Origin of the sequence: Micromonospora sp. NBRC 110037, assembly GCF_001652995.1 — a bacterium.
Lineage (GTDB): Bacteria > Actinomycetota > Actinomycetes > Mycobacteriales > Micromonosporaceae > Micromonospora > Micromonospora chalcea.
In genome coordinates, this window is the sequence record NZ_BBVA01000002.1 from 208,372 (window position 1) to 234,776 (window position 26,405).

Here is a 26,405-nt window from a genome sequence, read left to right on the forward strand (position 1 = left end):
GGTGTCCCCGGTGGGATTCGAACCCACACTGTCGGAGGTTTGAGCTCCGTTTCTCTACCGGTTGGAATACGGGGACAGGCTCGCGCGACGCTCTCGCGTCGTGCCATAGGTTACCTACTACGCTAGGGGCGGCGACACCCGGCAGGGCGGGTGTCGGGCTCGAACCGGTGGGAGTGGCTCGTGGGCGAGATGCAGGCGGACGCCGAGCGCAAGCGCGTTCTGATCGCCGAGGACGAGGCGCTCATCCGGCTGGACCTGGCCGAGATGCTCGTCGAAGAGGGCTACGAGGTGGTCGGCGAGGCCGGCGACGGCGAGACCGCCGTCAAGCTCGCCGAGCAGCTCAAGCCGGATCTGGTCATCCTCGACATCAAGATGCCGATCATGGACGGGCTGGCCGCCGCCGAGCGGATCGCCGGCGCGCGCATCGCCCCGGTGATCATCCTGACCGCGTTCAGCCAGCGTGACCTGGTGGAGCGGGCGCGGGCGGCCGGCGCGATGGCGTACCTGGTCAAGCCGTTCCAGAAGAGCGACCTGGTGCCGGCGGTCGAGATCGCGCTGTCCCGCTACTCGGAGATCGCCGCGCTGGAGTCGGAGGTCGCCGGCCTCACCGACCGGCTGGAGATCCGCAAGACCGTGGAGCGCGCCAAGGGCGCGCTGATGACCACGTACGGCATGACCGAGCCGCAGGCCTTCAAGTGGATCCAGCGCACCGCGATGGACCACCGGATGACCATGAAGGAGGTCGCCGAGCGGATCCTCGCCGAGACCGCCGGCGGCGAGGTGGAGCAGCCGGCTTCCTGACCTGCCGGAAGGTGCCCGATCGATAGGATCGGGTCCATGCCTTCCGTGCGCGTCCGGCCGGCGCTCGCCGCCGTGACCGCTGCCGCGTCGCTCGTGGCGGCCTGTCACGCCACCCCGCGGCCGCTGCCCGTGCCGGCGCCGGTGCGTCCGGAGTGGCGGGCCGTGGAGCTGGCCCTTCCCGCCGGCGCCGCAGGTCGCCCGGTGCCCCGCGATGCCGCGCGCTGTGCCGGCCGCTGGTACGTGGTGGGTGGGCTGGTCGACGCGGCGGGGGAGACCCGGCCGGCGGTGTGGTCCTCATCGGACGGCGTGACCTGGTCGCCGATCCCGGTACGCGGGCAGACGTTCTACGGCCGTCAGCACGTGCTCTACGCGGTCGCGTGCCGCGACGACGGGATGGCGGCGCTGGGTGCGAAGACCGGTGGTGTGCACGGCAATCCGCGTACCGGGACGTGGGTCTGGCGTCCGGGTGGGCCGGTGCGGGAGGTGCCGGCGGCGTTCGAGTTGTTCGGTGGCCCGCGCGCGGTGAGCGCGTCGCGGCTGGCGGCCGGGCCGGGTGGGTGGTTGGTCGCCGGGTCGCGCGCGGACGGCGCGTCGGTGTGGGCGTCGCCGGACGCCGAGGGGTTCGTACTGCGTGAGGGCGTGGCGGAGCTGGCCGGTGACGGCCGGGGCCGGACGGCGGCGTACGACGTGGCGGCGGTGGGCTCGGGTTGGCTGGTGGTGGGGTCGTTGCTGCCGCCCGGCGGTACGGCCCGGGTTCCGCTCGCGTGGTCCTCGGCCGACGGCCGGGTGTGGCGGCGCGCGGCGTTGCCGGTGCCGGCGGGCGCCGCCGGGGCGGCGGAGCGGGTGGTGCCGGCCGACGGCGGGCCGGTGGTGCCGGCCGACGGCGGGCCGGTGGTCCTCGGGCCGGTGGGTGACCGGTTCGCGGTGTGGCGCGGGTGCGACGACTGCGGCTCGCCGTCGGCCGGTTCGGCGGGTGCGGCGCAGGGGTGGCGGCGGGTCGGCGGGTTCGGTACGGCGGGTCCCGGGGTGTCGTCGGTGGACGCGCTCGCGGCGGCGGGTCGGCGGCTCGTCGCGGTGACCGGTGACGGGGCTCAGCGACGGCTCTGGATGTCGCGTGACGGCGGCGCGTCGTGGCTTCCGGTGATCACTCCGGTGCCGGTGCCGGACGGTGGCGACGCGGCGCTGGCGGTGGCCGTCGGCGACGACGGGCTGTTCGTGGTCGCCGACGATGGGAAAACGTCCCGTGCCTGGTGGGGGGCGTTGCCGGCCATCGATCGGTAGCGGGTGATCGCCGATGGGCCCGTTACCGAGGAATAGTTGGTGAAAGCCTTTCCCCGCCTACGGTTCTTACGGCGATCGGCTTGAATCCGCCACCGCGTGTAACGGTTCGGTCAACCCCGCTTTCCAGGTCTTACGCCACCGCTTCCGGTGGGATAACGTCCCGGCCCAGACCGGCGACGACGGTCTTGGTTCGTCCACCCCGCAAGGGCCAATCAGCGGCGGGTGGTTCGGATCATGGACGGAGGAGGGTTCGGGCCTTGAGGCAGAAGCTCGCACGCGTGATCGGCGGGGTCGCCATGCTGGCGCTCGTCGCCGGTGGCACCGCTTGTTCCAGCGGCAGCGACGATGAGGGTTCCGGGGGCAGCGCCTGCGGGAGCAAGATCGCTTTCTTCGGCGCGCTGACCGGTAGCTCGGCCGCGCTGGGCATCAACGAGAAGAACGGCGTCAAGCTGGCCGTCGACAAGTACAACAAGGAGAACCCGGACTGCAAGGTGGAGCTCGCCGAGCTCGACTCGCAGGGCAGCCCGGACCAGGCGCCGGGTCTGGCCCAGAAGGCGATCGACGACACCAAGATCCTGGGTGTCGTGGGTCCGGCCTACTCGGGCGAGTCCGAGGCCGCCGGTCCGCTGTTCAACGAGGCCGGTCTGGTCACCATCACCCCCTCCGCGACCCGTCCCAGCCTCGCCGAGCAGGGCTGGAAGACGTTCTTCCGCGCGGTCGGCAACGACCTGAGCCAGGGCCCCGCCGCCGGTAACTACATCAAGAACGTGATGAAGGCCGACCGGGTCTACGTCATCGACGACCAGTCCGCGTACGGCGCCGGCCTGGCCGACGAGGTCAAGAAGGTTCTCGGCGCCTCGGTCGTGGGCAGCGACAAGGTCCAGGGCGAGGGCAAGCAGGTCGAGTTCTCCGGTGTGGTCACCAAGGTCAAGGCCGCCAACGTGAAGGCGGTCTTCTACGGCGGTTACTACCAGGAGGCCGGCCTGATCCGTAAGCAGCTCACCGCTGCCGGGGTCACCGCTCCGCTGGTCGCCGGTGACGGCGTGAACGACGGCGCGTACATCACCTCCGCCGGTGCGGCCGCCGCCGAGGGCACCATCCTCACCTGCCCCTGCGCTCCGTCCACCGAGGCGCGCGGCACCTTCGCCGCCGACTTCAAGGCGCTCAACGGCACCGACCCGGGCACCTACAGCGACACCGCCTACGACGCGGCGAACATCCTGCTGGCGGGCATCAAGGCCGGCAAGAGCAGCCGCGCCGACCTGCTGGAGTTCGTGAAGGGCTACAGCGGCGAGGGCGTTGCCGCCAGCTACAAGTTCGTCGAGGGCGGCGAGCTCGACCCGGCGCAGGTCAAGGTCTGGGCGTTCAAGGTGCAGGGCGGCAAGGTCGTCCCGGACCAGGAGATCCCCAAGTCCTGATCGTTCGATCGCTGGACTGGCGATTGAGTAGTGATCGCGGGTGCGGCCGGGAGCTGGCTCCCGGCCGCACCCTCTTTTTCTCTTGAGCGACGGAGCGTCCCTCCCTTGGACTTCGACGGATTGTTCTCCAACTTCGGGGAACTCACCACGACCGGCTTGACGCAGGGCGCCATCTACGCCCTGGTCGCGCTCGGCTACACGCTTGTGTACGGCGTGCTCAGGCTCATCAACTTCGCCCACTCCGAGGTCTTCATCGCCGGCGCGTTCGCCGCGATCTGGACCTGGAACGGATTCGGACTCGACCAGAACTCGCAGGTCAGCGGCCTCGGCTCGATCCTGTTCTACCTGCTGGTGGCGATGATCGTGGCGGCCATCGCCTCGGCGGGCACCGCGACGGTGATCGAACGGGTGGCGTACCGGCCGCTGCGCAAGCGCAACGCGCCGCCGCTGGCGTTCCTCATCACCGCCATCGGCGCCTCGATCGCCATCTCCGAGGCGTTCGGCGTCTACACCCGGCGTCGGCCGGAGGGCGCGCCGATCCTGGTCAGCTCGGAGCCGCTGTTCCACATCGCCGGGGTGCCGATCGACGCGGTGCAGCTGCTCACGATCGGTTCCGCGCTGGTGATGATGTTCGCGCTGGACCAGTTCATCAACCGCAGCCGTACCGGCCGCGGCATCCGGGCGGTGGCCCAGGACGCCAACACGGCGGCGCTGATGGGCGTCAACAAGGACCGCATCATCCTGATGGTCTTCATCGCCGGTGGCACCATGGCCGGCGTCGCGGGCCTGCTCTACGACGTGCGGATCCAGACGCTCACCTACAGCGTCGGCTTCCTGCTGGGCCTCAAGGCGTTCACCGCCGCGGTGCTCGGCGGTATCGGCAACCTGCGCGGCGCGCTCGTCGGCGGGTTGCTGCTCGGCGTCGTGGAGAACTACGCCGCGGGCCTGTTCGGCAGTCAGTGGAAGGACTTCGCCGCGTTCGCGGTGCTGGTCGTGCTGCTGATGTTCCGGCCGACCGGTCTGCTCGGCGAATCACTGGGGAGGGCACGCGCATGACGACCACCATCGACCCGCCGGAGCGGCGGGAGACGGCGGCGGACAAGCTGCGGCAGGGCCGGCACGCGATCTCGGAGCGCTGGCACCACGCGCCGCGCTGGGTCCGCTGGGTGCTGCTGGTCGCGGTCATCGCGTTCTTCTACGCGCTGCCGAACAAGGAGTTCTACCAGTACCTCGGGCCGATCCCGACGCCCGGCGCGAACTTCACCCAGGTGATGTTCACGGTCTCGATCTACGTGCTGCTGGCGGTCGGCCTCAACATCGTGGTCGGCTTCGCCGGTCTGCTCGACCTCGGCTACTTCGGCTTCTTCGCCGTCGGCGCGTACACGGTGGCGGTGCTGACCTCGCCGAGCAGTGACCTCAAGACGCTGTGGCCGTGGCTGGCGGTGGTGCCGATCGCGATCGGCCTGACCATGGTCTCCGGCGTCATGCTCGGCACGCCGACGCTGCGTCTGCGCGGCGACTACCTGGCGCTGGTGACGCTCGGCTTCGCCGAGATGATCCGGATCGCTGCGGTCAGCTCCGAGTTCCTCAAGGGACAGCGCGGCTTCAACCAGATTCCGCACCCGCCCGGCCAGTACGCCGACGGCCGGCCGTGGTTCGGCGTGCTCGACGCCCGCCCGTACTACTGGCTGGTGCTCACGCTGATCATCCTGGTGGTGATCGGGGTGCGGAACCTGACCCACAGCCGGGTCGGCCGGGCCTGGATCTCGATCCGTGAGGACGAGGACGCGGCCCAGCTCATGGGTGTGCCGACGTTCAAGTTCAAGCTGTGGGCGTTCGCCTCCGGCGCGGCCATCGCCGGTCTGGCCGGCGCGTTGTTCGCCGGTAAGCAGAACTTCGTCAACTCGCAGAACTTCGAGCTGCTCAACTCGATCATCATCCTGGCCGCCGTCATCTTCGGCGGCTCGGGCAACATCGTCGGCGCGATCGTCGGCGGCGGCCTGGTCGCGTACATGATCGAGCGGTTCCGCGGCATCGAGCTGTTCGGCATCGAGCTGTACGAGTACCGGTTCCTCTTCTTCGGTCTGGTGCTCGTGGTGATGATGATCTTCCGGCCGCAGGGCCTGATCCCGAACCGGCGACGAGCGGCGGAGTTCAAGGACCGCCGCAAGGAGGTGATCGTCGGTGAGTGACACCGAGCAGACCCCGGCAGTTCCGGCCCAGGCGGCGGCCCCCGCCGTCGAGACGGTCGACAAGCGGGAGCCGTTGCTGGAGGTCGACCACGTCACGCTGCGCTTCGGCGGTGTGGTGGCCCTCAACGACGTGGACTTCACCCTCTACAAGGGGGAGATCCTCGGTCTGATCGGACCGAACGGCGCCGGCAAGACCACCTGCTTCAACGCGATGACCGGTATCTACCAGCCCACCGAGGGGCAGATCCGGTTCCTGGGCCAGAAGATCAGTGGCAAGAAGCGCCACCAGATCACCCGGATGGGCATGGCCCGTACGTTCCAGAACATCCGTCTCTTCCCGGAGATGACCGCGCTGGAGAACGTCCAGGTCGGCGCGGACGCGCACCACAAGACCAGCGTGATCGCCGCCCTGCTGCGCCTGCCGCGGCACTGGAAGGAGGAGCGCGAGGGCCGGGAGAAGGCCGAGCGCCTGCTGGAGTTCGTCGGCATCAGCAACCGGATGCACGAGTTCGCCCGCAACCTGTCCTACGGCGAGCAGCGCCGGCTGGAGATCGCCCGCGCGCTGGCCACCGACCCGAAGCTGCTCTGCCTGGACGAGCCGGCCGCCGGCTTCAACCCGGCGGAGAAGGAGGAGCTGCTGCAGCTCATCCGGCAGATCCGGGACCAGGGCGTGACGGTGCTGCTGATCGAGCACGACATGCGCCTGGTGATGGGCGTGACCGATCGGATCGTGGTCCTGGAGTTCGGAAAGAAGATCGCCGAAGGGCTGCCCGCCGAGGTGCGGGACAACCCGAAGGTGGTCGCGGCGTACCTGGGGGTGCCGGACGATGCTGCTTGAGATCGAGGACGTGAGCCTGCTCTACGGGCGGATCCAGGCGCTGCACGGCATCAGCCTGACCGTGGACGAGGGGGAGATCGTCGCGCTGATCGGCGCGAACGGCGCCGGCAAGTCCACTACCATGCGGGCGATCTCCGGCATCCGGCCGGTCGCCTCCGGCACGATCAAGTTCGCCGGTGAGGACATCACCAAGCTCCGCGCCGACCTGCGGGTCCGGCGCGGGCTGTGCCAGGCGCCCGAGGGCCGGGGCATCTTCCCCGGCATGACGGTGCTGGAGAACCTCGACATGGGCGCGTACACCCGGCGCGACAAGGCCGGCATCGCGCAGGACCTGGCCCGGGTGCTGGACCTGTTCCCGCGGCTGGCCGAGCGGCGCAAGCAGGCCGGCGGCACGCTCTCCGGCGGTGAGCAGCAGATGCTCGCGGTCGGCCGGGCGCTGATGAGCCGGCCGAAGCTGCTGCTGCTCGACGAGCCGTCGATGGGCCTCGCGCCGATGCTGATCCAGCAGATCTTCACGATCATCACGGAGATCAACCAGCAGGGCACCACGATCCTGCTGGTGGAGCAGAACGCCCAGCAGGCGCTGGCGCGCGCCCACCGGGCGTACGTGCTGGAGACCGGCCGGATCGTCAAGAGCGGCACCGGCGCGGACCTGCTGCACGACCCCTCGGTCAAAGAGGCCTACCTCGGCGTGGCCTGACCGACCGACCCCTCGCAATAAGGAGTACAGCCATGTTCCACCCCAACCCCGGACGGCGGGCGGCGCTCGGCGTCGCCGGTGCGGCCGTCCTGCTGCTCTCCCTCGCCGCGTGCGGCGAGGAGGAGAGCACCGAGCAGCCCGGTGGCGGCCCCAGCGTCTCGTCGTCGGTCGACGCCGCGCTGGCCGCGAAGGTCCCGGACGCGATCAAGTCGGACGGCAAGATCGTGGTGGGCACCGACTCCACCTACGCCCCGGCGGAGTTCCTGGACACGGACGGTAAGACCGTGATCGGCTTCGACGTCGAACTGTTCACCGCGGTGGCGGCCAAGCTGGGCCTCAAGGCGGAGTTCGTCTCGGCGCCGTTCGGCGACATCATCAACGGCGTCAACTCGGGCAAGTACGAGGCGGGCGTCTCGTCGTTCACCATCAACGACGAGCGCAAGGGCCAGGCCAACATGGTCAGCTACTTCCAGGTCGGCACGCAGTGGGTGACCAAGAAGGGCAACCCGGCCGGGGTCGCGCTGGACAACGCCTGCGGCAAGAAGATCGCGGTGCAGAAGGACACGGTCCAGGTCGAGGACATCCAGAAGCGCTCCAAGGCGTGCACCGACGCCGGTAAGCCGGCCATCACCGTCGACCAGTTCCCGGGCCAGGACGCCGCCACCGCCGCCGTCGTGTCCGGCAAGGACGACGCGATGCTGGCCGACTACCCGGTCGGCGTGTACGCGGTGACGCAGTCCAACGACGCCCTGGAGCTGCTGGACAAGCAGTACGAGGCGGCGCCGTACGGCTACGTGCTGGCCAAGGAGCAGACGCAGCTGGCCGAGGCGGTGCGTGACGCCACCAAGGCCGTGATCGCCGACGGCTCCTACAAGCAGGTGCTCGACAAGTGGAAGGTGGGAGACGGCGCGATCACGGACCCCGCGATCAACCCGTGACGACATGACCACCGAGGAAGCGACAACCGCACGGGCACGGCCGGAACCGATCAAGGCCGTGCCCGTGCGGCACCCCGGACGATGGGTCGCGGTGGCGGTGCTCTCCGTCCTGGCCGCGATGTTCGTCCACCTGCTGGTGACCAATGAGGCCTTCAACTGGTCCTTCATGGTCGACAAGATGTTCCGGCCGCCGATCATCGAGGGCCTGCTGCGCGGCACCGTGCTGATGACGGTCAGCGCGATGCTGATCGGTGTCACGCTCGGCGTGGTGATCGCGGTGATGCGGCTGTCGGACAACCCGATCCTGCGCGGCGTGGCGTGGCTCTACACCTGGTTCTTCCGGGCCGTGCCCCGGCTGGTGCTGCTGGCCGTCTTCGGCAACATCGGCATCCTGTGGAGCCGGGTCGAGTTCGGGGTGCCGTTCGACACCCAGATCGGCCAGCTGTTCGGCATCGACAACCTGCAACTGCGGCTGTTCGGGTTCTCCTCCCGTGACATCCTCACCGGGTTCATGGCCGGTCTGCTCGGCCTCGCGCTCTCCGAGGCCGCGTACATGGCGGAGATCGTCCGGGCCGGCATCCAGTCGGTCGACCCCGGCCAGACCGAGGCCGCCCAGGCGCTCGGCCTGAGCCGTTCCCAGTTGCTGCGCCGGGTGGTGCTGCCGCAGGCGATGCGGGTGATCATTCCGCCGACCGGCAACGAGACGATCGCCATGCTCAAGGACACGTCCCTGTTGCTCTACGTGCCGGTGAGCGTGGAGCTGTTCTTCCAGCTCGACGCGGTCGGCAAACGGACGTTCCAGATCTTCCCGATGTACGTCGCGGCCTGCCTGTGGTACCTGTTCCTGACCAGCATCCTGCTCGTCGGGCAGTACTACCTGGAACGCCACTTCGGCAAGGGCTACGGCGTGACCGGACGGGCCCGGCTGAAGCTGCGGGGGATGACTGCCGAGGCCGGCGGCGGCGCGGGGGTGGTGAAGTGACCGAGCTGATCGTGCCCGCGCAGGCCACCGCGTCGGCCGCCGAGTCCGGGCTGATGGTCCGGGCCGAGCAGGTGCACAAGTCGTTCGGGCCGCTGGAGGTGCTCAAGGGCATCGACCTGGAGGTCCGCTCCGGCGAGGTGTGCTGCCTGCTCGGGCCCTCCGGCTCCGGCAAGTCGACGTTCCTGCGCTGCATCAACCACCTGGAGAAGATCGACGCCGGCCGGATCTGGGTGGACGGCGACCTGATCGGCTACCGGGAGCGCGGCGGCAAGCTGTACGAGATGCGCGACCGGGACGTGGCCGCGCAGCGCCGCGCCATCGGCATGGTGTTCCAGCGGTTCAACCTGTTCCCGCACATGACCGTGCTGCAGAACGTCATGGAGGCCCCGGTGCTGCTGCGCCAGGCCAAGAAGACGGAGGCCCGGGAGCACGCCGCGCAGCTGCTGGACCGGGTGGGACTGGGCGACAAGCTCGGCGCGTACCCCGGTCAGCTCTCCGGCGGCCAGCAGCAGCGGGTGGCGATCGCCCGGGCGCTGGCCATGCGGCCGAAGCTGATGCTGTTCGACGAGCCGACCAGCGCGCTCGACCCGGAGCTGGTGGGCGAGGTGCTGGACACGATGAAGGACCTGGCCCGCGACGGCATGACGATGATCGTGGTGACCCACGAGATCGGCTTCGCCCGCGAGGTGGGCGACCACCTCGTGTTCATGGACGGCGGCGTGGTGGTCGAGCAGGGGGACCCGCGCGAGGTGATCTCGGCGCCGAAGCACGAGCGGACCAAGGCGTTCCTGGCCAAGGTTCTCTGACCTCGGCCTCCGGTGCGGCGCGCGCCGCACCGGAGGCCGGAGTTGTCGGGCGTACGGACTAGAGTCGCAGCCGTGACAGCTACGACGCCGCGCCTGCTCCTCGTCGACGGACATTCCCTGGCATACCGGGCGTTCTTCGCCCTGCCTGTGGAGAACTTCTCCACCACCACGGGGCAGCCGACGAACGCCGTCTACGGCTTCACCTCGATGCTGATCAACGTGCTGCGCGACGAGCAGCCGACGCACATCGTGGTCGCGTTCGACGTGTCCCGCCGTTCCTTCCGCACGGAGAAGTACTCCGAGTACAAGGCCGGCCGCAGCGAGACCCCCACCGACTTCAAGGGCCAGGTCAGCCTGGTCAAGGAGGTCCTCGCCGCGCTGCGCGTGCCGGTGGTCGAGAAGGAGGGCTACGAGGCCGACGACGTCATCGCCACGCTCGCCTGCCAGGCTCGCGACCAGGGCATGGACGTGCTGATCACCACCGGCGACCGGGACGCGTTCCAGCTCGTCGGCGAGCGGGTCACGGTGCTCTACCCGCGCAAGGGCGTCTCCGACCTGGCCCGGATGGACCCGGCCGCGGTCGAGGCGAAGTACGGCGTCACCCCTGATCGCTACCGCGACCTGGCCGCGCTGGTCGGCGAGACCAGCGACAACCTGCCCGGCGTGCCCGGCGTCGGCCCGAAGACCGCGGCCAAGTGGATCAACCTGTACGGCGGCGTCGAGGGCGTGGTGGCCCGCGCCGACGAGATCAAGGGCAAGGCCGGCGACAGCCTGCGCGAGCGGCTCGCCGACGTGATCCGCAACTACGAGATCAACTGCCTGGTCTCCGACCTGGAGCTGCCGGTACGCCCCGAGGACGCCCGCTGGCAGGGCTGGGACCGCGAAGCGGTGCACCAGGTCTTCGACACGCTCCAGTTCCGCATCCTGCGCGACCGGCTCTACCAATACCTGGAGGCGGTCGAGCCGGAGGCCGAGGCGGGCTTCGACCTGGACGGCGCGGTGCTCACCGAGCCGGGCGCGCTCGCGGGCTGGCTCGACACGCACGCCCCGGCCGGCACGCCGGTCGGCCTGGCGGTCACGCTCGACACCGGCCCGAACCGCCGCCACACCGCCACCGTGACCGGGATGGCGCTGGCCACCGCCGCCGGCGCGGGCGCCTGGTTCGACCCGAGCCGCCTGGAGGCCGGCGACGAGACCGCGCTGGCCGGCTGGCTGGCCGACGCCGACCGCCCGAAGGTGCTGCACGACAGCAAGCCGGCGGTGCTGGCGTTCGCCGCGCACGGCTGGGGGCTGGAGGGCATCGCCCGCGACACCCAGATCGCCGCCTACCTGGCCCGCCCCGACCAGCGCTCGTACGACCTGACCGACCTGGCGCTGCGCTACCTGCACCGGGAGCTGCGCGTCGACGCTCCGGAGACCGGTCAGCTCACGCTCGACGGGTTCGGCGACGAGGGCGCGGCCGAGCAGAACCTCATGCTCCAGGCCCGCGCCACGCTCGACCTGGCCGACGCGATCGACGCCGAGCTGTCCCGCGACGGCGAGCAGTCGGCCCGGCTGATGGCCGGCGTCGAGCTGCCGCTGATGCGGGTGCTCGCCGCGATGGAGCGCACCGGCATCGCCGCCGACACCGACTACCTCTCCGAGCTGGAGGCGCACTTCGCCGCCGAGGTGAAGGCCGCCGCCCAGAGCGCGTACGAGGTGGTCGGCCGCGAGTTCAACCTCGGGTCGCCGAAGCAGTTGCAGGAGATCCTCTTCACCGAGCTGGGCCTGCCCAAGACCAAGCGGATCAAGACCGGCTACACCACCGACGCGGACGCGCTCCAGTGGCTCTACGCCCAGACCGAGCACCCGCTGCTGCACCACCTGCTGCGCCACCGCGACGTGGCGAAGCTCAAGTCGACTGTCGACGGCCTGCTCAAGTCCGTTTCCGACGACGGCCGGATCCACACCACGTTCAACCAGACGGTGGCGGCGACCGGGCGGCTGTCGTCCACCGAGCCGAACCTGCAGAACATCCCGATCCGCACCGAGGAGGGGCGGCGGATCCGCCGCGCGTTCGTCGTCGGCGAGGGCTACGAGTGCCTGCTCACCGCCGACTACAGCCAGATCGAGATGCGGATCATGGCGCATCTGTCCTCCGACGACGCGCTGATCGAGGCGTTCAACTCCGGGCACGACTTCCACGCGGCCACCGCGTCCTCCGTCTTCACCGTCGAGGTCGGCGAGGTCACCGCCGACCAGCGCCGCAAGATCAAGGCGATGAACTACGGCCTGGCGTACGGGCTCAGCGCGTTCGGCCTGTCCCAGCAGCTCGGCATCAGCGCCGAGGAGGCGCGCGGGCTGATGGAGAACTACTTCGCCGGGTTCGGCGGGGTGCGTGACTACCTCCAGGAGGTGGTGGCCCGCGCCCGCCAGGACGGCTACACCTCCACCATCCTGGGCCGCCGCCGCTACCTGCCCGACCTGGTCAGCGACAACCGGCAGCGCCGGGAGATGGCCGAGCGGATGGCGCTCAACGCCCCGATCCAGGGTTCGGCGGCCGACATCATCAAGGTCGCGATGCTGCACGTCGACGGCGCGCTGCGCGAGGCCGGGCTGCGGTCCCGGATGCTGCTGCAGGTGCACGACGAGCTGGTTTTCGAGGTCGCGCCGGGCGAGCGGGAGACGCTGGAGGCGCTGGTGCGCAAGCAGATGGGCGAGGCGTACCCGCTGTCGGTGCCGCTGGAGGTGTCGGTGGGCGAGGGCCGCGACTGGAACAGCGCCGACCACTGACACCCCGCCGCCGTCCCACCCGCGCCACCACCCGCCCGCCCCGGCGGTGATCAAGGAGTTTGTGTCCCCGAACGGGCTCTGGCGTGACACAAACTCCTTGGTCACCTCACAGGAGGCGACGGCGGCGAGAGGAGGGGCGAGTGCGCAGGGGCGGCGGCCTGGAGGGCGGCGGCCAGGCGGTCGCGGACGGCCACCTGGGCCGCGATCCGGGCGTCCAGCACGGCCAGCCGCTCCCGGCCGACCCGCAGCCCGGCCACTGACGGCGGCGCGGACGCCACGTCCCCGTCCAGGCAGGGCAGGAAGACCCGCACGTCGTCGAGCGTCAGCCCGGCGTCGAGCAGGTGACGGATGTTGCGGACCCGGGTGACCACCGCGTCGTCGTACTCGCGGTAGCCGTTCGTGGCCCGGGCCGAGGCGATGAGCCCGTGTTCCTCGTAGTGCCGCAGGGCACGCGGCGTGCAGCCCGTCGCCTTCGCCACCGCGCCGATCCGCACCGCCGTCACCGTCCTCTCACGCGACCACCGCGCCCCCGTCCACCGGCAGCACCACACCGGTGACGAAGCCCGCCTCCGGCTCGCACAGCCGCCGGATCGCCCAGGCTACGTCCTCCGGGCGGCCGATCCGGCCCGCCGGGGTGTGCGCGAGTTGCCAGTCCCGCACCGCCGCTCGACCTTCGGAGGACAGGCCACTGTGCACGCCGATCGGCGTGTCGATCGCTCCGGGCGCCACGGCCACCACCCGGACGCCGCGCGGCGCGAGTTCCACCGCCCAGCTGCGGGTCAGCGAGTCCAGCGCGGCCTTGCCGGCCGCGTACACCGAACTGCCCGGCCAGGCGCGCAGGCCGACCGACGTGGTGACGTTGACCAGCACACCGCGTGTCGCGGCGAGCGCCTCGACGGCGGCGTGCGCCAGCCGGACGGGCGCGAGGAGGTTCGTCTCCAGTTGCCGCCGGGCGGCGTCCTCGTCCAGATCCGCCAGCGGCCCGCCGCCGGCCACGCCCGCGTTGTTGACCAGGACGTCCAGGCGGCCGTACCGGTCGAGCGCGGCGCTGACGATCCGGCCGGGCCCGTCGGGCGCGGTGACGTCGGCGGTCAGTGGCGTGATGTCCGGCCGGCCGGCGGCGGTCTCCGACAGCGGCGCGGCGCGCCGGCCGACGGCGACGACGGCGTACCCGGCGGTGGCGAGGGTGTGTGCGGTGGCCCGGCCGATGCCGGTGCCCGCACCGGTGACCACGGCGGCCCGTGGTGTGCAGCGTTCCATGCCGGCATCGTCCGACCCTGCCGCCTGCGGCAGGGTCAAGTCAGAGGCCGAGCAGGACGGGCATCGCGTTTACCGCGCCGTGCACCACGAGCAGCGGCCACATGCGGCGGTACCGCGACCACAGGTAGCCGAGGAACAGCCCGGCGACCCCCTGGTTCACGATCACCGACGCCAGGTCGACGGCGGGACGGCCGCTGCCCTGGATGGCCACGTGCCAGACCGCCCACACCAGCGACGCGAGCACGATCGCCGGCCAGCGTCCCAGCAGCGACTCCCACCGGGTCTGCAGCCACCGCCGGTAGAAGACCTCCTCCAGCAGCGCGTTCACCGCGAAGGCCACCAGCAGCGTGACGACCAGATCGACCGGCCCGACGGTCCGCCCCCAGTCGCTCGCCGGCACGGCCAGCGGCGTCGCGTAGCTGAGCGCCAGCCACACCGCCACCGGCAGCGCCGGACCCCACCGGTGGGCGGCGTCCGCCGGGGCCGGGCCCGGCGACCACCGTGGCGGCCGGCGGCGCGCGGCCAGGAACACCACGAGGGGTACGCCGAGCAGCAGCGCGAGCTTCAACACCGTGTACGCGGGTTCGCCGCCCAGCAGCGGCATGACGGCGGCGAACGCGATCCCGGCCAGCAGCAGCGGCACCGCCTCGCGGTACGGCGCGACCGGGTCCGGCCACCTCGGGTCGGGCGCGGGCGGGATCAGCCGGATCAGCGCGATCCCGGCCAGCGCCGGGATCCAGCGGCTCCACATCGGCACGGTGCCGTCGTGGTCGGCGCTGTACCTGACGCCGGTGTTGCCGGTTGCCACCAGGAAGACTGCCGCGACGGCGATCAGGCCGAGGCCCGCCAGGAGGACCACCCGTCCGGCGCGGGGATGACGGCCGGCGGTCGGGACGTCTGTCGTCATCGCCGGCACGGTACCAACGCGCGGCGAACGACCCGGGCGGCTCAGCCCTTGAGCGGGTCGTGCCCCCAGTTCATCAGCGACCAGCGCCACCTGGTGTCCCGCACGTCCCCGGACGGCCGCTGGGCGAGGTGGCGGTGGACGTACCCGATCACCTTGCGCATGTGCTTGTAGTCGGCGGCGGTCAGGTCGGCGCGCTTGCGGCGCAGCAGGTCGACGATGCGCCGGCCGGAGTCGTGCCCGACCGACTCGCCGCCGGCGGTGCCCTTCTTGTGCCAGCCGACGTGCTTGGACTCCTCGGTCTCCAGCCAGCGGGACAGCTCACCCGGCTTCATGTTCACCGCGTCGGTGAACTCCCGGTACGTCTGCTGCAGGTCCTCAGCGCGACTCATGGCGCAGCACCTCCGGGCGGTGGGCGACGTCGCGGCCCGAGTCGTCGTTGGTGATCCGGTACTGCGGCTGCTCCGGCGAGGCGTTCACGGTGTGCCCGCGGACGTGGGTGCGCTCGGTCAGCTTCTCCTTGACCACCCCGTACGCCCGGCCGCTGTGGCTGGCCCAGGAGACGTGGTCCCCGGCGTGGAACTCCTTCTCGGCCATGCCGCCCGGTTACCCGCGGCGGCTACCGAGTAACGGCGTCGTCAGGGCCGGATCTCCGCGATCGGCAGCTTGATCGCGAAGGGCTCGGGCAGCTCGATCACCTCGCTGCTGTCGTCCACCAGCTCGTACTGCCGCTCGCCGCCCGGGCCGATCCGGTCACCGAGGCGGTACGCGTGGAGGTGCACCGGATCCTGCTCGATCCGCCAGTAGAAGGGGATCCCCGCGGCGGCGTACTCGCCCGGCTTGGCGAACCGGTCGACGCGCCGGGTGCCGGGGGAGACGATCTCGACGGCCAGGACGACGTCCGCCGGTAGCAGGAGGGACCTGTCGCTCGGCAGCCCGGCGTGGTGGAGCAGGACGTCCGGTCGGCGGCTGGCGTCGACGTCCAACCCGATGCTCACTGCCTGGGTCGCACGCAGATACGCCGGCGCGTGGGATCGCAGCCACCAGGTCAGCAGGCCGGCAGCGTCAGCAGTTCCTCCACCATGTGGTCGGCACGCTGTTGCCGAAGCGGGTCCGGACGCCATGGAGAGGATGGTGTCGCGATCGGCTCGGCGGTCACCAGGGCAACGTAGGGGCGCTACCGCCGCCCCGATCGCACCGCGCGTCCGTCCGGCGTCAGCGGGCCGGTTTCTCGGCGACGAAGATCGCCGTGCCGGGGAACAGCCGGCCGCGCAACGGGCTCCACTGCCCCCAGATGCCCTCGTGCCCGGCCGGCCACTCCGGCTCCACCAGGTCCAGCAGCCGGAACCCGGCGCCGACCAGCTCCCGGATCCGGTCGCCCAGGGTGCGGTGCTGCTCGACGTACGTGGCCACGCCGTGCTCGTCCTGCTCGACGTAGGGGGAGCGGTCGAAGTACGAGTGCACGGCGGTCAGCCCGCCCTCGCCCGGGTCGTCCAGGAAGATCCAGCGCATCGGGTGGGTGACCGAGAAGACCCACCGGCCGCCGGGGCGCAGCACCCGGGCCACCTCGCGCATCGCCGCCGCCGAGTCGTCCACGAACGGGATCGCGCCGAACGCGGTGCAGACCGTGTCGAACGCGGCGTCGGCGAACGGCAGGGCGAGCGCGTCGGCCTGCACCAGCGGCACGCGTACCCCGGTGCGTTCGGCGGCCTCGGCGGCGTGCCGCAACATGCCGGCGGACAGGTCCAGCGCGACCGGCCGGGCGCCCTGGGCGGCGAGCCAGCGGGCGGCGGCGGCCGCCCCGGCGCCGAGTTCGAGGATCCGCCGGCCGGCCACGTCGCCGAGCAGCCGCGCGTCGGCCTCGCGCAGGCCCTCCGGGCACCAGACGAAGTCGGCGTCACCGAGGAACGCGCCGTGCTCGGCCTGGTACGCGTCGGCGTCGGTGTCCCACCAGCCGCGGTTGGCCCGGCGGATCTCACCGGCGTCGACCCGTCGGCGGGTCACCCTGTCGTCGTCCACCCGTCCACGCTAGGTCCGGCGGCGTCCGGCCGGTCGGGTGGGGTGGCGGTTGGGACGGGTGTGACGGACGAGACAGCTGTGGCCCCTTACCGCGCAAAATCTCCGCTTTCGCAGCGGATGAGTTCGCGCGGACCCGGGAGGGCTTGCACGCTGTGGTAATGCAGCGGGTAGGCTAGACGATGCGCTCGCGGATCGTGTGCCTCGGCAGGGAGCAGGTGCGCGGTCACCGGAGCCACTAATGATCTTCTCGCGTCGATCGTTCGGTGTGCCCGGCGACGGATCCGTTGGCGCGGCAGAGTCACCGCGACACCCATGCCCGCTGTGACAACCCATCCGACCGGAGCAACCGCCCACATGACGAGCAGCATCGAGGCCACCTCGAGCGCCAACAAGGTCACCCACGACGACCTCGGCTCTGAGGAAGCTTTCCTCGCCGCGATCGACGAGACCATCAAGTACTTCAACGACGGCGACATTGTCGAAGGCACCGTCGTCAAGGTCGATCGGGACGAGGTCCTGCTCGACATCGGCTACAAGACCGAGGGTGTCATCCCCTCTCGGGAGTTGTCGATCAAGCACGACGTGGACCCGGCCGAGGTCGTTTCGGTGGGCGACCACATCGAGGCCCTCGTCCTCCAGAAGGAGGACAAGGAGGGTCGGCTGATCCTCTCCAAGAAGCGGGCGCAGTACGAGCGGGCCTGGGGCACGATCGAGAAGATCAAGGACGAGGACGGCGTCGTCCGCGGTTCGGTCATCGAGGTCGTCAAGGGTGGTCTCATCCTCGACATCGGCCTGCGCGGCTTCCTGCCCGCGTCGCTCGTCGAGATGCGGCGTGTGCGTGACCTGCAGCCGTACGTCGGCCGCGAGCTCGAAGCCAAGATCATCGAGCTGGACAAGAACCGCAACAACGTGGTCCTGTCCCGCCGTGCCTGGCTGGAGCAGACGCAGTCCGAGGTGCGCACCGAGTTCCTCAACAAGCTGCAGAAGGGGCAGGTCCGCAAGGGCGTCGTCTCCTCGATCGTCAACTTCGGCGCGTTCGTCGACCTGGGCGGCGTGGACGGCCTCGTGCACGTCTCCGAGCTGTCCTGGAAGCACATCGACCACCCGTCCGAGGTCGTCGAGGTGGGCCAGGAGGTCGAGGTCGAGGTCCTGGACGTCGACCTGGACCGCGAGCGGGTCTCGCTGTCGCTGAAGGCGACGCAGGAGGACCCGTGGCGTCAGTTCGCCCGCACCCACGCGATCCAGCAGATCGTGCCGGGTAAGGTCACCAAGCTGGTGCCGTTCGGCGCGTTCGTCCGGGTGGACGACGGCATCGAGGGCCTGGTCCACATCTCCGAGCTGGCCGAGCGCCACGTGGAGATCCCGGAGCAGGTCGTGCAGGTCGGCTCCGAGGTCATGGTCAAGGTCATCGACATCGACCTGGAGCGCCGCCGGATCTCGCTGTCGCTCAAGCAGGCCAACGAGGGCTTCGTCGAGGGCGAGGAGCACTTCGACCCGACCCTCTACGGCATGGCCGCGACCTACGACGAGCAGGGCAACTACATCTACCCGGAGGGCTTCGACCCGGAGACGGGCGAGTGGCTCGAGGGCTACGACAAGCAGCGCGAGACCTGGGAGCAGCAGTACGCCGAGGCACGTCAGCGCTGGGAGGCCCACACCAAGCAGGTGCAGACCTCCCGCGCCGCCGACGCCGAGGCCGCTGCCAACCCGGCTCCGCCCGCCACCAGCGGCACCACCACCTCGACCTCGGCCCCGAGCCGTCAGGCCGAGGAGCCGGCCGGCACGCTCGCGACCGACGAGGCGCTCGCCGCGCTGCGGGAGAAGCTCGCCGGCGGCAAGTGACCGGACGCTGACGCCGGCTCGTCCCACCGGACGAGCCGGCGACCGCCTCTGACGACGGGCCCCGTCCCCGCGTTCCGCACCAGCGGAGCGCCGGGGGCGGGGCCCGCGTCGTGTGCCGGGACGGTTTGGCATGTGGACGAGCGATCCGGTTGACTGTCCGGGTGCTGAAGGTGGGGCTGACCGGCGGAATCGGATCGGGCAAGAGCGCGGTGGCGAGCCGCCTCGCCGCGCTGGGCGCGGTGATCGTCGACTCGGACCGCATCGCCCGCGAGATCGTCGCGCCCGGCACCGACGGGCTGGCCGAGGTGGTCGCCGCCTTCTCCGACAGGGTCCTCGACGCCGACGGGGCGCTGGACCGGGCCGCCCTCGGCGCGCTGGTCTTCGGCGACGAGGCCGCCCGCCGCACGCTCGAAGGGATCACCCACCCCCGGGTACGCGCACGCAGCGCCGAACTGGTCGCCGCCGCCCCGGCCGACGCGATAGTCGTCAACGACGTCCCGCTGCTGGTCGAGGTGGGGCTCGCGCCCACGTACCACCTGGTGGTCGTGGTGCAGACGGCCGTGCCGACCCGGATGGCCCGGCTGACCCGCGACCGGGGCATGGCCGCGGCGGAGGCGCAGCGGCGCATCGCCGCGCAGGCCGACGACGCCACCCGGCGCGCGGTCGCCGACGTGCTGCTGGCCAACGACGGCACGCTCACCGAGCTGCACGCCGCCGTGGACGCCCTCTGGCGGGACCGCCTGGTGCCCTACGAGCGCAACGTCCGCGAGCGCCGCGCCGTGTCGGCCGACCCGGCGGCGCTCGCCGGGCCGGACCCGACCTGGCCCGAGCAGTACGCCCGGCTGGCCGCCCGGATCCGCCACGCGGCGGGCGGTGACGTCCGGGTCGACCACGTCGGCTCCACCGCCGTGCCGGGGCTGGCCGCGCCGGACGTGATCGACATCCAGGTGACTGTCTCCTCGCTGGACGAGGCGGACGGGCCGCTCGCGCAGCGGCTGGCCGAGGCGGGCTTCCCGCGCCTGCCGGGTGACTGGTGGGACGTCCCCCGGCAGCCGGAGCCGGTGCGCTGGCCCAAGCGGCTGCACGGCGGCGCGGACCCGGGGCGTCCGGTGCGGCTGCACCTGCGCGAGGCCGGCTCGCCCGGCTGGCGGTACGCGCTGCTGATGCGCGACCACCTGCGCGCCGACCCGGCGCGGCGGGCCGACTACCTGCAGGTGAAGCGGGAGCTGGCGGCCACCGCGCCGGAGCACGCCGCGTGGGGCACTGTCAACGACCCGTGGTTCGACGAGGAGCACCTGCGCGCCGAGGAGTGGGCCGCGCAGACCGGCTGGCGTCCCTGACGCTCACCCGCGGCCTCGCGCGCGGCGGCGGGCGGGTCAGCGCGACGCCGGGCCCGCTGGACCGGCGGACACACGGCCCGGCGTGAGGTCGAGCCGGACCCAGACACCGGACCCGGTGCGCAGTTCCAGCCGGCGTGGCAGCCCACCGCGGTCGAGCCACCAGCGCCTGCCGCCCGGCACCTCGACCACGTCGACGGTCCGGTCGGCGACCCGGTCCTCCCGTACCCGGAGGGCGCCGTCCGGCGCGTGCGTCCCGGCGCGCAGCGCCGCGTCGATCAGCCGGTCCAGGTCGTCGCCGGGCGGGCGCGCGGGCGCCGCGAGCAGCCCGGCCGGCATCGGCGTCGGCGGCGTGGCCGGCCCGTCGGGGGACCGGTGCGCCTCGGCCACCCGGCCCGGCCGGACCCAGCGCAGGGTGCGCCGGCCGCTGCCGTCCTCGATCACCACCAGGTACGCCGACGAGGTAGCCCAGCTCAGCGTGCCCGTGCCGCGCAGGGTGGCGGACGGGCCGAGCGGGGCGGTCACGGTCACCGCCGCGCCGCCGACGGCGCGCAGGCGGGCGGGCAGCGCGGCCAGCCGCTCGGCCTCGTCGTCGGTGAGGTCACGGGGTTGCCCGGGCCGGCCGCCGAGGGCGTCCACCGGGTGCAGCGTGGGCCGGTCCGCGCGGCTCAGCTCGACGGTGACCGGGGTGCCGTCGGCCAGCCGTCCGGCGAGCCGGTGCAGGCGGGCGTCGGCGTCCAGCCAGAGTGTGGGCCGCGGGTCGCCCGGCACGGCGAGCGGGGCCTGGAGCACGTCCACCGGGATCCCGCCGACGCTGTCGTGGCGCAGCCATCGGCCGTCGGCGCCGGGCGGGTCGACCCGCGCGGCGCCGAGCCCGATCAGCAGGTCGCGTACCGCGCCCAGGCCGTGCCCGCCGCCCGGGGCCCGCATCCGCCAGCCGTCAGTGGGCGGCACCAGCGGGGGCCGGGCCGGCGTGGGGAGCGCGCCGGGGTCGGGGCGCACGAGCAACGCGGAGCCGGTGGCCTGGGCCAGGCCCCGGTCGGCGTCCGCGCCGGGGCCGCCGACGTCCAGGTAGACCAGGGGGCGGGCCCAGTCGACCCAGCCGACCAGTTCGGTACGGGCGCCGCCGGCGCCCACAGTGACCCGGACGCCGGCGCGTACGTCGCGCAGGTTGGTGACCCGCAGCGCGGCCACCCGGTCGGCCTCGGCGGAGGTGAGCGGGCGAGTCGTCCCGGCCGGTGCGTCGGGCCCGGGCGTCCCGGTCAGCAGCGCGGCGACCAGCGCCGTCGCGGAGATCACGGCGGCGCCGGCGAGCGCGGCGAGCATGATCCGGCGGCGGCCCGGCCCGTCCGGTGGGTCGTCGGCGCCGTCCAGTTCCGGGCCGCCTCCGGGCCGGGCCGGGTGAGCGGGGGAGCGGCCGGTGACGAGCTCGCGGCGGCGCCGGCCGGCCACGGTGGCGGGCCGGGCCGGCGTGCTGGTGCGGGCGCGGCGGTGCCGGCGGCCGGGCTCACGGGGCACGGACTGGTCGCCGCCGCCCCGGGCGGTGAGGCGGCGGGGGCGACCCGCGCCGCGTGGGCGGCCGGCGTCGTCGGCGGACGGGGGCGCGCCGGTGTCGGGCGGCTCGCGTCGCGGCCGGCGGTCGGGAGAGGTCCCCACGAGTGGAAAACGCGAGAGCGGGGTTTCGGTGACGAGCAGGGGCGCTCGCGGCGGCCGGTCAGCGCCTGCGCGCGACCACCGTCGGCGCGCACGCCGGTCGACCCGGGTGCTGCGGCCCTGGCGCCGGGGGCAACCGGCCCTCGGAAGGGGGCGGTCGCCGGCCCGGTCGGCCGCCGCGAGCGGCCTACGGTACGAGGGTAAACCCGTGAGATGAGCCACACAATGGGAATATCGAAGCTGATCAGGGACGGTCCGTGGTCGTGGCCGGAAGTGTCGGACCGCGGGCGTACGGTTGGTGTCATGGCGCTCGACATTCCCCGGCTCGACGGCCGCTTCCAGGTCGTCAGTGAGTTCCAGCCGGCCGGTGACCAGCCGGCTGCCATCGACGAGCTTGAGCGTCGCGTGCGGCGCGGCGACCGCAACACGGTGCTGCTCGGCGCGACCGGCACCGGCAAGAGCGCCACCACGGCGTGGCTGGTCGAGCGGCTGCAGCGGCCGACCCTGGTGCTCGCCCCCAACAAGACCCTCGCGGCCCAGCTGGCGAAGGAGTTCGGCGAGCTGCTGCCGCGCAACGCCGTCGAATACTTCGTCTCCTACTACGACTACTACCAGCCCGAGGCGTACATCCCGCAGACCGACACCTACATCGAGAAGGACTCCTCGATCAACGAGGAGGTCGAGCGGCTGCGGCACTCGGCCACCATGTCGCTGCTCACCCGGCGCGACGTCATCGTGGTCGCCACCGTCTCGGCGATCTACGGGCTGGGCACGCCGGAGGAATACCTCGACCGGGCCGTGCGGGTGAAGGTGGGGCAGGAGCTGGACCGTGACCAGTTGCTGCGGCGGCTGGTCGACATCCAGTACACGCGCAACGACATGGCCTTCCAGCGCGGCACCTTCCGGGTCCGCGGCGACACGCTGGAGATCATCCCGGCGTACGAGGAGCTGGCGGTCCGCATCGAGCTGTTCGGTGACGAGATCGAGAAGCTCTACTACCTGAACCCGCTGACCGGTGACGTGGTCCGCGAGGTCGACAGCTTGATGATCTTCCCGGCCACGCACTACGCCGCCGGCCCGGAGCGGATGGAACGGGCGATCCGCGACATCGAGGCCGAGCTGGGCGAGCGGCTGGCCGAGCTGGAGCGGCAGGGCAAGCTGCTGGAGGCCCAGCGGCTGCGCATGCGCACCACCTACGACATCGAGATGATGCGGCAGGTGGGCTTCTGCTCCGGCATCGAGAACTACTCCATGCACATCGACGGCCGGCTGCCCGGCAGCCCGCCGCACTGCCTGCTCGACTACTTCCCCGACGACTTCCTCACCGTGGTCGACGAGTCGCACGTGACGATCCCGCAGATCGGCGGCATGTACGAGGGCGACGCCTCCCGCAAGCGGATGCTCATCGACCACGGCTTCCGGCTGCCCAGCGCGGCGGACAACCGCCCGCTGCGCTTCGACGAGTTCCTGGAGCGGGTGGGCCAGATGGTCTACCTGTCCGCCACCCCCGGCCCGTGGGAGCTGGAGCAGGCGCAGGGCGAGTTCGTCGAGCAGGTGATCCGCCCCACCGGCCTGATCGACCCGGAGGTCGTGGTCAAGCCGACAAAGGGCCAGATCGACGACCTCATGCACGAGATCAAGCTGCGCACCGAGCGGGACGAGCGCGTCCTGGTCACCACGCTCACCAAGAAGATGGCCGAGGACCTCTCCGACTACCTGCTGGAGAACGGCATCCGGGTGCGCTACCTGCACTCCGAGGTCGACACGCTGCGCCGGGTCGAGCTGCTGCGCGAGCTGCGCAAGGGCGACTACGACGTGCTCGTCGGCATCAACCTGCTCCGGGAGGGTCTCGACCTGCCCGAGGTCTCCCTGGTGGCGATCCTCGACGCCGACAAGGAGGGGTTCCTGCGCAGCGGCCGGTCGCTGATCCAGACCATCGGCCGGGCGGCCCGTAACGTCTCCGGCCAGGTCCACATGTACGCCGACAAGATCACGCCGTCGATGGCGGACGCGATCGACGAGACCAACCGGCGCCGGGCCAAGCAGATCGCGCACAACGAGGCGAACGGCATCAAGCCGGAGCCGTTGCGCAAGAAGATCCACGACATCCTCGACGACATCTACCGCGAGGCGGAGGACACCGAGAACAGCAACGTCGGCGGTGCCGTGCGGCAGCTCTCCCGGGGCAAGGCGCCGGTGAAGGAGACCCGCAGCCGCCGGGGCGCCGCGACCACCCCGTCCCGCGAGGGCATGGCCCGGGCCGACCTGGCCAACCTCATCCAGGAGCTCAACGACCAGATGCTCGCCGCCGCGCGGGAGCTGCAGTTCGAGCTGGCCGCACGCATCCGGGACGAGGTCGCCGACCTCAAGAAGGAGCTGCGCGGGATGGACGCCGCAGGAGTCCGGTGACCGGCGTGACGGCCGGGGCGGCGCGATGCTGACCGAGGCCGTCGTCGCGCGCCCCGATCCGCGACTGCGCCAGTGGGTGGACAGCTACCTCGGCTACCGCGAGGACGTGTCCGTCCCGCTGGTGCGCCGGGAGGTGGCGGGCGCGTTCGTGGTGCTGATCCTCGGCTGGGGCGACCCGCTGGACGTCACCGACCCGCGTGACCCGGCCCGGGGCGCATACTCCACGAACGCCTTCCTGGCCGGCCCGTTCGACAGCTGGTGCGCCACCCGCACCGTGGGGACGGGCACCGGGGTCCAGGTGATGCTGACCGCCCCGGCGGCCCGCCGCCTGCTCGGGCTGCCGCTGGCCGAGCTGGCCAACCGGGCGGCGCCGGTCGACGCGGTGGCGGGCTGGCTGGCCCGGCTGCGCGACGAGCTGGCCGCAGCGCCGGGCTGGCCGGAGCGTTTCGCCCGGCTCGACGCCGCGCTGTCCGCGCGGCTGGCGGCGACCACGCCGGTGGACCCGCACCTGCTGGCCGCCTGGCGGCGGCTGGACGGCGGCGGGGAAGCGGTCGGCGTGGCCACGCTGGCCGAGGAGCTGGGCTGGTCGCGTCGCCACCTGTCGGTCCGGTTCCGACGGGAGTTCGGCCTGCCGCCGAGGACCGTCGCCCGTCTGCTGCGTTTCGACCGGGCGTACGCGAGCCTGGGCCGCACCGTGCTCACTGCGCCCTTCGCCGTGCCCGGCGACACCGGCTGGGCGGAGCGGGCGGCCCGGTGGGGCTACTACGACCAGTCGCATCTGATCCGGGAGTTCCGCGAGTTCGCCGGCGTCACCCCGGCCGCGCTGGCCGGGCCGGGATCTCATTCGTCCAATCCGGCCTGACCGAGGCGGCGGCAGACTGGCGGCATGCAGAGCGTTTATCCCGTCTTGCGCTATCCCGACGTGCGAGCCGCCGTCGACTTCCTCTGTTCCGCGTTCGGCCTCACCGTGCGCGAGCTGCACGAGCTGCCCGACGGCACCCTGGTCCACGTCGAGCTGGAGTACGCCGGCGATCTGGTGATGCTCGGCCCGGGGCCGGCGCCGCAGCCCCGCCCGGCCGACGACGACTACCGCGTCTACCTGGCGATCGACGACGTCGACGCGCATCACGAGCGGGCCGGGGCGGCCGGCGCGGAGATCATCAGGGCGCCGTTCGACACCGACTACGGCTCCCGTGACTACATCGCCCGCGACCTGTCCGGGCACGTCTGGTCGTTCGGCACCTACCGCCCCTGAACGACTGGCGCCTACTCCGGGCGTGGTAGCGCTGTGTGGGCGAGGTATTGCCGAGCGTGATGGTCATGCGTACTCTCCTCCCCTGGGAGGCGTGCATGCCGTTGTCAGCAAGTCCCGTGGTCCGGAGGGCGCGGCTCGGTGTGGAGCTGCGCCGGCTGCGCCGTCGCGAGTCGCTCACGTTGGAGCAGGTCTGCGTCCGGCTGGGTTGGGCGTCCACCTCGAAGCTGTCCCGCATCGAGCTGGGGCAGAGTCGGCCCGACCTGGCCGACGTGCTCGACCTGCTCGACGTCTATCAGGTGCCGTCACCGCAGCGGGACGAGCTGATAGTCATCGCCCGGGACGCCGCCACCGGACGCGGCTGGTCCCGGGCGCTCGGCGAGATGGGCGAACGGCAGCGGGCGTACGTCGAGCTGGAGGCGGGCGCCGAGCGCATCGTCGAGTATCAGTGCGCGCTCGTGCCCGGCCTGCTCCAGACCCCGGCGTACGCCCGGTTGCGCGTATCGGCGGGCGCGGCGCTGACCGGGGACGTGGACGTGGAGGCCGAGGTCCGCGCCCGCGCGGCGCGTCAGGAGCTGCTGATCCGGCCGGATCCGCCGCACTACACGGCGCTGATCGACGAGCGGGTCTGCGACCCGGACGGCCTGCCCGGTGACGTGTGGCGTGACCAGATGCGGCATCTGCTCGCCCTCGCCGAGCGGCCTCGCGTCAGCGTCCGGCTGCTGCCCGGCGCGTCCTGCGGCGACGGCCCGCACCCGCTCGCGCCGTTCTCCTACTACGCCTACCCCGATCCGGCGGACCCGCGCACCGTGCTGGTGGAGACGCTGACCACCGACGTGCGCCTGGTGTCCGAGACGGACGTGAGCCACTACGAACGGGTCATCGAGCGGCTGCTCGCGGTCGCGCTGCCACCCGATGCCACGGCCGAGCTGGTGGCCCGGCGGCTGGGGGCTGCGCCGGTGCCCCGTCAGCGCGATCCGCACGACCTGGGCTGACCGGCG

The 26,405-nt window shown here is 72.0% G+C and carries 24 protein-coding genes, 1 tRNA gene and 1 pseudogene; 17 read left to right on the forward strand and 9 right to left on the reverse strand.

Annotated features, from left to right (window positions below; translation table 11 throughout):
- Positions 1–2 precede the first annotated feature (2 nt).
- A tRNA-Leu gene (locus A4R25_RS00970) sits at positions 3–76 on the reverse strand.
- Between the two features lie 104 nt (positions 77–180).
- Here A4R25_RS00970 and A4R25_RS00975 point away from each other — a divergent pair.
- From A4R25_RS00975 to polA, 11 genes are all read left to right on the forward strand, one after another.
- Positions 181–801 carry an ANTAR domain-containing response regulator gene (locus tag A4R25_RS00975; RefSeq protein WP_043331122.1) on the forward strand — a complete coding sequence of 207 codons (621 nt, stop codon included), beginning with the start codon at positions 181–183 and terminating at the stop codon, positions 799–801.
- Positions 802–837: 36 nt separating this feature from the next.
- Entirely contained in the window at positions 838–2,082 is a 1,245-nt protein-coding gene (locus A4R25_RS00980) for a hypothetical protein (protein WP_064445275.1), read from the forward strand.
- A 257-nt stretch (positions 2,083–2,339) separates the two neighbouring features.
- On the forward strand, positions 2,340–3,500 hold the full coding sequence (locus A4R25_RS00985; protein WP_064445276.1) for a branched-chain amino acid ABC transporter substrate-binding protein: 1,161 nt from the start codon (positions 2,340–2,342) through the stop codon (positions 3,498–3,500).
- Positions 3,501–3,605: 105 nt separating this feature from the next.
- Positions 3,606–4,556 (forward strand): branched-chain amino acid ABC transporter permease, encoded by a 951-nt coding sequence (locus A4R25_RS00990; RefSeq protein ID WP_043329571.1) that lies wholly within the window; start codon positions 3,606–3,608, stop codon positions 4,554–4,556.
- A complete protein-coding gene (locus tag A4R25_RS00995) occupies positions 4,553–5,692 on the forward strand; it encodes a branched-chain amino acid ABC transporter permease (protein WP_030503807.1) in 1,140 nt (379 codons plus the stop codon). Before A4R25_RS00990 ends, A4R25_RS00995 begins: the two co-directional genes overlap by 4 nt.
- Positions 5,685–6,530 carry an ABC transporter ATP-binding protein gene (locus tag A4R25_RS01000; RefSeq protein WP_030503808.1) on the forward strand — a complete coding sequence of 282 codons (846 nt, stop codon included), beginning with the start codon at positions 5,685–5,687 and terminating at the stop codon, positions 6,528–6,530. The genes A4R25_RS00995 and A4R25_RS01000 overlap by 8 nt, the downstream gene beginning before the upstream one ends.
- The gene (locus tag A4R25_RS01005) at positions 6,520–7,230 is read left to right on the forward strand and encodes an ABC transporter ATP-binding protein (RefSeq protein ID WP_043329572.1); all 711 of its coding nucleotides are present in this window, start codon (positions 6,520–6,522) and stop codon (positions 7,228–7,230) included. Before A4R25_RS01000 ends, A4R25_RS01005 begins: the two co-directional genes overlap by 11 nt.
- A gap of 32 nt (positions 7,231–7,262) precedes the next feature.
- Positions 7,263–8,168 (forward strand): ABC transporter substrate-binding protein, encoded by a 906-nt coding sequence (locus tag A4R25_RS01010; protein WP_064445277.1) that lies wholly within the window; start codon positions 7,263–7,265, stop codon positions 8,166–8,168.
- A 4-nt stretch (positions 8,169–8,172) separates the two neighbouring features.
- Positions 8,173–9,150: an amino acid ABC transporter permease gene (locus A4R25_RS01015; protein WP_064445278.1), complete on the forward strand. Its 978-nt coding sequence runs from the start codon at positions 8,173–8,175 to the stop codon at positions 9,148–9,150.
- Positions 9,151–9,203: 53 nt separating this feature from the next.
- A complete protein-coding gene (locus A4R25_RS01020) occupies positions 9,204–9,956 on the forward strand; it encodes an amino acid ABC transporter ATP-binding protein (RefSeq protein ID WP_166456915.1) in 753 nt (250 codons plus the stop codon).
- Positions 9,957–10,028: 72 nt separating this feature from the next.
- Entirely contained in the window at positions 10,029–12,728 is a 2,700-nt protein-coding gene (gene polA, locus A4R25_RS01025) for a DNA polymerase I (protein ID WP_064445280.1), read from the forward strand.
- Positions 12,729–12,829: 101 nt separating this feature from the next.
- On the opposite strand, the gene A4R25_RS01030 is transcribed toward polA, so the two are convergent.
- From A4R25_RS01030 to A4R25_RS01060, 7 genes and pseudogenes are all read right to left on the reverse strand, one after another.
- Complete coding sequence (locus A4R25_RS01030) at positions 12,830–13,231, reverse strand: MerR family transcriptional regulator (RefSeq protein WP_082930882.1); 402 nt, start codon at positions 13,229–13,231, stop codon at positions 12,830–12,832.
- A gap of 7 nt (positions 13,232–13,238) precedes the next feature.
- Positions 13,239–13,988 (reverse strand): SDR family NAD(P)-dependent oxidoreductase, encoded by a 750-nt coding sequence (locus tag A4R25_RS01035; RefSeq protein WP_064445281.1) that lies wholly within the window; start codon positions 13,986–13,988, stop codon positions 13,239–13,241.
- A gap of 40 nt (positions 13,989–14,028) precedes the next feature.
- Positions 14,029–14,895 carry a CPBP family intramembrane glutamic endopeptidase gene (locus A4R25_RS01040; protein ID WP_064445282.1) on the reverse strand — a complete coding sequence of 289 codons (867 nt, stop codon included), beginning with the start codon at positions 14,893–14,895 and terminating at the stop codon, positions 14,029–14,031.
- 44 nt (positions 14,896–14,939) lie between these two features.
- Positions 14,940–15,284: pseudogene (locus tag A4R25_RS01045) on the reverse strand (DUF3140 domain-containing protein); the annotation flags it as partial.
- The gene (locus A4R25_RS01050; RefSeq protein WP_043329581.1) at positions 15,271–15,489 is read right to left on the reverse strand and encodes a DUF2945 domain-containing protein; all 219 of its coding nucleotides are present in this window, start codon (positions 15,487–15,489) and stop codon (positions 15,271–15,273) included. The gene A4R25_RS01050 and the pseudogene A4R25_RS01045, both read right to left, overlap by 14 nt.
- Positions 15,490–15,530: 41 nt before the next feature.
- The gene (locus A4R25_RS30425) at positions 15,531–15,947 is read right to left on the reverse strand and encodes a Uma2 family endonuclease (protein ID WP_231915474.1); all 417 of its coding nucleotides are present in this window, start codon (positions 15,945–15,947) and stop codon (positions 15,531–15,533) included.
- Between the two features lie 160 nt (positions 15,948–16,107).
- Positions 16,108–16,911 (reverse strand): class I SAM-dependent methyltransferase, encoded by an 804-nt coding sequence (locus A4R25_RS01060; protein WP_064445284.1) that lies wholly within the window; start codon positions 16,909–16,911, stop codon positions 16,108–16,110.
- Positions 16,912–17,223: 312 nt separating this feature from the next.
- Here A4R25_RS01060 and rpsA point away from each other — a divergent pair, with 312 nt between their 5' ends.
- On the forward strand, positions 17,224–18,753 hold the full coding sequence (gene rpsA, locus A4R25_RS01065; RefSeq protein ID WP_051611429.1) for a 30S ribosomal protein S1: 1,530 nt from the start codon (positions 17,224–17,226) through the stop codon (positions 18,751–18,753).
- Positions 18,754–18,914: 161 nt separating this feature from the next.
- Positions 18,915–20,093, forward strand: a complete 1,179-nt coding sequence (gene coaE, locus A4R25_RS01070) for a dephospho-CoA kinase (protein WP_064445285.1) — start codon at positions 18,915–18,917, stop codon at positions 20,091–20,093.
- Positions 20,094–20,129: 36 nt separating this feature from the next.
- Here the strand turns inward: coaE and A4R25_RS01075 are convergent, their stop codons facing one another.
- Positions 20,130–21,746, reverse strand: a complete 1,617-nt coding sequence (locus A4R25_RS01075; protein WP_231915395.1) for a hypothetical protein — start codon at positions 21,744–21,746, stop codon at positions 20,130–20,132.
- 300 nt (positions 21,747–22,046) lie between these two features.
- Between A4R25_RS01075 and uvrB the strand changes: the two genes are divergently transcribed.
- From uvrB to A4R25_RS01095, 4 genes are all read left to right on the forward strand, one after another.
- A complete protein-coding gene (gene uvrB / locus A4R25_RS01080; protein WP_043329585.1) occupies positions 22,047–24,152 on the forward strand; it encodes an excinuclease ABC subunit UvrB in 2,106 nt (701 codons plus the stop codon).
- 25 nt (positions 24,153–24,177) lie between these two features.
- Positions 24,178–25,014: a helix-turn-helix transcriptional regulator gene (locus A4R25_RS01085; protein WP_064445286.1), complete on the forward strand. Its 837-nt coding sequence runs from the start codon at positions 24,178–24,180 to the stop codon at positions 25,012–25,014.
- A gap of 24 nt (positions 25,015–25,038) precedes the next feature.
- Positions 25,039–25,407 (forward strand): VOC family protein, encoded by a 369-nt coding sequence (locus A4R25_RS01090; protein WP_064445287.1) that lies wholly within the window; start codon positions 25,039–25,041, stop codon positions 25,405–25,407.
- 95 nt (positions 25,408–25,502) lie between these two features.
- Positions 25,503–26,399 (forward strand): DUF5753 domain-containing protein, encoded by an 897-nt coding sequence (locus tag A4R25_RS01095; RefSeq protein ID WP_030503826.1) that lies wholly within the window; start codon positions 25,503–25,505, stop codon positions 26,397–26,399.
- Positions 26,400–26,405 lie beyond the last annotated feature (6 nt).